Consider the following 5,424-nt stretch of genomic DNA (forward strand, 5'->3'; position numbering starts at 1 on the left):
CCGCGGTGTGACGGGGCATGGCCCCGGCCGTTCGCCCGGCCGGGGCCATCCGGCGTTCAGGGCGAGTACTGGACGCCACGGACGTACCCCGGATACCTGCCGGCCTGGCATCCTCCGGTTCCTATCCGGACTGCGGGCTTTGAGCCGGTGGGCCTTCTTCTCTCACTCTTCGTGCTTGTGGCGGTCCCGGAAGAACTGGCACTCAGCGTGCGGCCTGGAGTGGGGATCCAGGGGCCGGTTTTGCTGCTGTCAGGTTTTGATGATGGCGGCGGGCAGGGTGCCGGCGAGGATCGCTTCCTTCGGCAGGGTCAGACCGAACTGCTGTTCCAGAATCCCCATGGGTCGCCGTGCACTTTCATGAGTACGCGGACAGCTGTCCCTGTTGAGGGTGAAGACGCCGCCCAGCACGTCGTGCGCGATCACGAGGCCCGCACCTGCCGACCATGCGGGATCGAACGTCGCGGGCGTCGCGTTGATTTCGGCCAGGCCGGGCAGTCCTTCGACGTGCGCACCACTCGGGCTTCCGAAGATCCGCAACCATCCGCTGTCCACGAGCAGACCGCCGCAGTTCAGTACGATCCCGCCCGAAATTGATCGGGCGGAGACCTGTAGTTGCAGCAGGGAGGCGCGGCCTATTTCGGGATCGCCGGGCCGCACCTCAACTCTGTTGAACCTGGCTTCTGGGATGCCTGGCCCGACTGCCGGCACACATCGCGGTGTGCGGCGGCCGGCCTGGCAGCGGTTCCGCCCAGCTGACCAAGGTCGGCTTCGTCGCCCCAGGACACACCGACGCACGCCGCCCTGAGTGTCTGCACCTCGACCGCGTCCGGCTGCTGTCGTCAGAGAAGTCAATCAGCCGTTGGGCACGTATTCCCGTAGCCCTCCACGCCGACCAGGTCCCGGGCCGCATACACGCGGGCCCAGCCAGCGCCTCGCGTTCAGGCGAGCACCTTCCGGGCCAGAGCGTCCTGGTGGGTCTGGAGCCGGTTCCATTCGGCAAGCGTGGCAGAGTGGTCGTCCAGCCAGTCCTGCTGTACGACCCGCAGCCTGTTGTAGGCGGTGGGCAGGTAGTGCGTCGCGTCCTTGCACCGCATGTCTGCCCGAGCGGCGGCGTTGGCCGCGGGTTGCGTGCCTCGGGGCAGACTCAGCAGCACACTCAACGGATCCTTCTGCTGGAACCCGGTCTGGCGCATGCACCGGCCCCAGCGGGCCTGCAGGGCACGGTAGTCGCCGTCCTTATCCAACAGGTCCCGGGCCTCCTTCTCACCTTCCCCGAGCCGGATCCGCAACTGCAGCCAGCGCAGTCGGGAGTTGCCCAGCAGCCGCTTCTCCGCCTCGGCCTGGCAGCCGTCGGCAGGCCGGCTGATCTTGAACATGGTGCCCTTGGCGGAGATCCGCTTGTCGGGGTCTCCGTACAGCGCCCGGGTGAACGCCTCCCCCCGTGACCTTTCGGGCGGCACGGACGCGGCGGGCGGTTGGGGTGCCAGGGATTCGAGGCCGAAGGGGGTGGGGTGCTCGTCGGAAGCGGCGGATGTGGCGGGCCTGAAGGTGAAACCGTGCCGCCTCATGCAGGCGACGGTGAGTCGCTGCTCGGCTCGCTGGACCCGGAGGATTGCGGCGCTCGGCAGGTACAGCAGACGTTGGAAGGGCAGACGTCGGTTCAGTGCGTCCGTGTCCACCTCGGCCGACCCGGTCGTGGTCGGCCGGGTCGTCGGTGAGGAGCGGCCGTGGACTACCCAGGCGGTCAGGGCCACGGCCAGGATCAGGACGACGGCGGCGATACGGACGGCGCGGCGGCGTGCGGCGGCCAGCAGCATGGCGGTTCCCCTTCCTCGGTGGCCGGTGCGGCGGCCGTCGTGCCCGACGATCGCCGCACCGGCGGACGCCTGCCGGTCAGTAGCAGGAGATGCTGGTCCTACCGCGCAGCTGCAGGGAGCTGGCCACGTTCTGCTTGGCGGACGGCAGGTACTCGACGCTGCTGCCCGGATTCACACAGAACAGGAAGGTGCCGTTGTTGGAGTTGACGTAGTAGTGACTTTCATAGTTGCTGTTGCTGGAGTTGCTGGCGGAGACAACGTTGTCGTTCACGGACCGGCCGTAACCGGACAGCCCGCTGCCCTCGTTGAAGGTGTCCCCGCTGAATTTGGTGTCGCTGTTGAAGTACGAGTGCTTGGCGGAGTTGAAGCCGAGGAAGAACACACAGTGATACCCCGAGGCGCAGTTCGGGGCCGCCGAGGCCGGCGAGGCCAGCACCGCGCCTCCCACCGCCATCGTCGCTGCCATTCCGAGGACCGCTGCAAGCCGCATCCGACTACGTGCGAGTGCCATCCGCATCCCTTTCGTCGCTGTCGGTTCCCGGGACCGCACCGTGGTGCCGTTCCGGTGGCGCCACCCTGACCGACGGCGGTGCAGACCTCGCGCAGTCACGGTGCAGTCCTGGTGCACCCGGCGCGCATCGGGCCCACCGACCTGCGCGACCGGACATCGCGCGGTTCCGTGCCGCACACAGGCCGAAACCACCCCTGGCGCCGCACGCATCTCCCACCGCATCGTGGGCATCACAGGCGAAGCGGTCCCTGTGCCGTGAGACACCGGGGCAGCGGGGGGAGAGCCTTGGGGGCCGTGGTGGAGTTGCGTGTGCTGGGACCCGTCGAAGTGAGGTCCGGGGCAGGAGAGCTGCGGCCGTTGGCGCACAAGCCGACAGCGCTGCTGACGGCGGGCCTTGTCGACGCAGGACAGGTCGTGTCCGTGGACCGGTTGGTGGACGCCGTATGGGGAGAGAGACCGCCGCCCACCGCACCGAAGCTGGTACAGAGTTACGTCGCCCGCATCAGACAGGTCCTGCACGTCTCCGGGCACCGCGAGGTGATCGTGACCCGGCCCCGTGGCTACCTGTTCCAGCCCGACTCGGGTGAGCTCGACCTCGACCGTTTCCTGAAGCTGGCGGAACGGGGCCGAGCCGAGGCGGCGAGGGGCGAGCGCACGGCGACCGACACACTCAAGCGGGCGCTGGCTCTGTGGCACGGTCCGGCACTGGGCAACCCGACCACGTCGATCCTGCGCACCGAGGCGATCCGCTTGGAGGAACTGCGCCTCGCCACCGTGGAACACCTGCTGACGGCACGTCTGAACGGGGGCGCGCCTGCGGACCTGGTGGCGGAGCTGAACCGGCTGGTCGCCGAACACCCCGAGCGCGAGCAGCTGCGGTTGCTACTGATGACCGCCCTGCACCGCTGCGGACGGCGCGCCGAGGCGCTCGCCGCCTACCGGGACGCCCACCGCTGGCTTCGCACCGAACTGGGTATCGGCCCCAGCCCGGAACTGCGCCACCTGCACGCACAGATGCTCGCCTGCGAGACGCCGCAGCAGGACGTCGGCGCCGGCCCCCGGGACCGAGCCCCGGCGCTCTCCGGCGGGCCCGAGCGGGCTCCGGTGCCCGAGCAGCTTCCCGCCGCCACAGTGCTGACCGGCCGTGACACGGAGGTGGAGCGGCTGCGGACCGCCCTGCGTCAGCAGGGACCGCACCCGGCGGTCTGTGTCGTGCACGGAATGCCGGGCGTCGGCAAGACGGCCCTGGTCCTGCACGTTGCCCATCGCCTCGCCGCGTACTACCCGGGCGGGCGGCTGTACGCGGACCTCGGCGGAGCCGACCGATCGCGCCCGGTTGAACCGGCGCAGGTCATCACCAGCTTCCTTCACGCCCTGGGAGTCGTATCCGCCGAGGCGCGCGCCACGCTCCCGCAGGCGTCCGCCGTCCTCCGCACCATGTTGAACCGCCGGCGCATCCTGATCGTCCTGGACAACGTCACCGACGAGCGGCAGGCACGCCCGCTGCTGCCGGGTCCCGGCGGGGGCAGTGCCGTGCTGATCGCGAGCCGCTCGGCACTCCTGGGTCTCGACGCGACCACCCGTACCCACCTCGACGTACTGGACCCGACCTGTGCCGTGGCGCTCCTCACCAGGCTGGCGGGTCCCGAGCGGGTCGCGGCCGAGCCTGCGGCGGCCGCGGACATCGCCCGCCTGTCCGGTGGGCTGCCGCTCGCCGTCCGCGTGATCGGAACTCGGCTGGCCGCCCGGGATCGATGGCCGTTACGGGCGATGGCCGAGCGCCTGCGTGAGGAGGAGACTCGGCTGGACGAGATGGCGTGCGGCGACCTGGACGTACGGGCCCGGCTCGGCCTCAGCTACGACCGCCTGCGGCACGCCGAGCGGCGGATGCTGCGGCGACTCGCAGTGCTCGACGTGCCGGACTTCGCGTCATGGGCGGCGGCCGCACTCGCGGCCACTGGCGCGCACGAGGCCGGACAGTTGGTGGAACGACTGGCAGACGCGCATCTGCTGGAGCCGCTCGGCGCGGACCGCTGCGGGCAGGTCCGTTACCGCCTGCACGACCTGGTGCGGCTGTACGCCCGCGAACGCGCCGTTGGTGAGGAGACCGCCGTAGAACGCCGGATCGCCGCCGCGCGTCTGGTGGACACCATGGTCGTCCTGGCCAGCCGTGCGGGCGGGATCGATGCCGTCGGCGCATACGAACGGACACCTCCCACGGCAGCGAAACCGGTCGAACTGGGGCTGGCACCCGGGGCGTGGCTGGAGGCCGAGCAGGCCTTTCTGCGGGCCGGCGTAAGTCTCGCCGAACGCTTCGGTCTGGACCGGCGCGCGTGCGATCTGGCGTCACTGCTCGCCCGGACGGTCCTCGGTGGTGACCAGGCCCCTACGACACGAGCCCGCTACGCACCGGCCGTGGCGGACCACCCCGAGGAACTGTGCCAACGCGCAGGCAGTGGCGCGCTCACGGCCGGCCCGGTCCGCGCTTGACCGGGACGAGTGCTATTCGGCCAGTGACACCCTCTTCGCGTCCCGTACCGCGCCCCCGAGTGCATCAACAACCACGTCAGCCGCCACCACTGAGGAGAGGACACCGACCATGAGCGACATCTACGACGACGGAGTCCAGTATGGCGCCGTCCGCGACGACCACACGTGAGGACACCGACCGCGGAACTGAAACACCTGCTGTACACGAGGGTCCTGCCAGGCCTGCTCGGGCTCAGTGCGGTGGCCTGCATCGCGCTCCCTTCGGGCCGGGCGGTCACGAACTGACTTGGCCTGGCTGCTCGCGGGCCTCGCCGCGTCGGGCACCATCTGGATCGGCGGCGGCTACCTGGCGGGCGGCGTTATCGGACGGCGGCACGTTCGATCCTGACCATCGCGCAACGGTGCCCGGCTGAGGAAAGCAGCCGGGGCACCGTCATCGGGTCTGTCCTTGGTGGATACCCCGGCGTTTAGGCCGGGGAGGAAACGAAGCTCCTGCGGGGCAGGGGAAGCCGGTTCGCCGTCAGGGCGGACCGGCGTGCGCCGTCCACTAACCGACGCCCGCCGCTTGCATAGGGGTTGATACGGTGTGAGGTATGGCGGAGCGGG

The 5,424-nt window shown here is 70.1% G+C and carries 4 protein-coding genes; 1 reads left to right on the forward strand and 3 read right to left on the reverse strand.

Annotation, left to right across the window (positions count from 1 at the left end; translation table 11 throughout):
- Positions 1-249: 249 nt before the first annotated feature.
- The 3 genes from AQJ46_RS51050 to AQJ46_RS51060 all read right to left on the reverse strand — a co-directional run bounded on the left by AQJ46_RS51050 (position 250) and on the right by AQJ46_RS51060 (position 2,283).
- Entirely contained in the window at positions 250-708 is a 459-nt protein-coding gene (locus AQJ46_RS51050) for a DUF2625 family protein (RefSeq protein WP_079072890.1), read from the reverse strand.
- Between the two features lie 230 nt (positions 709-938).
- Positions 939-1,817: a hypothetical protein gene (locus AQJ46_RS51055; RefSeq protein ID WP_059212196.1), complete on the reverse strand. Its 879-nt coding sequence runs from the start codon at positions 1,815-1,817 to the stop codon at positions 939-941.
- Positions 1,818-1,893: 76 nt separating this feature from the next.
- Entirely contained in the window at positions 1,894-2,283 is a 390-nt protein-coding gene (locus AQJ46_RS51060; RefSeq protein WP_159064292.1) for a hypothetical protein, read from the reverse strand.
- Positions 2,284-2,637: 354 nt separating this feature from the next.
- On the opposite strand from AQJ46_RS51060, the gene AQJ46_RS51065 reads away from it, so the two are divergent.
- The gene (locus tag AQJ46_RS51065; protein ID WP_159064293.1) at positions 2,638-4,818 is read left to right on the forward strand and encodes an AfsR/SARP family transcriptional regulator; all 2,181 of its coding nucleotides are present in this window, start codon (positions 2,638-2,640) and stop codon (positions 4,816-4,818) included.
- Positions 4,819-5,424: the final 606 nt, after the last annotated feature.

The sequence above is a fragment of the Streptomyces canus genome (assembly GCF_001514145.1).
Lineage (GTDB): Bacteria > Actinomycetota > Actinomycetes > Streptomycetales > Streptomycetaceae > Streptomyces > Streptomyces canus.